A 783-nucleotide genomic window follows, 5' to 3' on the forward strand; every position below is an offset into this window, starting at 1 on the left:
ATGAACACGAAGCCAATACCAACCACGTTCACCCATTGGTTTCTTCTGTGCTGGTGTCAACAACGCTTTCATCACATCACCACCTTGTGGATTAAATGATGGAGCAGCATAGATACGACCACGGAAATCACAATAGTATGGCATAAAGATTTGGTCATACTGGCTGAACTTCTGTGCTTGCTTGATTGCTGTATCTAAACTTTTACGACGAGACTGATTTACTTTCTGCTCCTGATAAAACGCGTGAGCTTCTTCTTTCCACTGATTCAGTGTATCCACATCATCTGTTTCAGGACGAGGGCGAAACGTTTCAATGATAGGCCATTTAGAAATACGTTGAGTTACTTCTACCTTATCATCATTATCATACAGCTCAACCACTACATCCAGAACTTTCTGGTTTACTCTCCAAGGAGTGTTTTGTAGAAGGTTGATTGCTTCTAACACCTTCGGCATCTTATGATGTGCCTGATGTTTAACGATGTTACGACGGCGATGTGACTGAACGATATTGAATGGACGGTTACCTTTACTCCAGTATCCACCGTTATGGAAGTCAGTCCACGGACGAGGTGGAATAACTGTCGGCATAAACACTGGCTCATTAGAAGCAATATCAAATGCCAACTCTTGAAGCTTCTCAATCCAGATAGGATTCAATACAATCGCTGTGATGTATTTGTTACCTTTGTTACCAAGAAGATATTGTGGAATCTCTTTGTGCTCGAACAGACCTGTTGCCATCTCAACACAACAAACGAGTTCATACCCAACACGGATAAC

The 783-nt window shown here is 42.0% G+C and carries 1 protein-coding gene; it reads right to left on the minus strand.

Annotated features, from left to right (window positions below; translation table 11 throughout):
- Positions 1-744: hypothetical protein (locus N1032_RS24865; RefSeq protein ID WP_259543217.1), on the minus strand; the 744-nt coding region annotated here is incomplete at its 3' end.
- Positions 745-783 lie beyond the last annotated feature (39 nt).

Source organism: Herbiconiux daphne (assembly GCF_024979295.1).
In the GTDB taxonomy this organism is placed as follows: domain Bacteria; phylum Actinomycetota; class Actinomycetes; order Actinomycetales; family Microbacteriaceae; genus Herbiconiux; species Herbiconiux daphnes.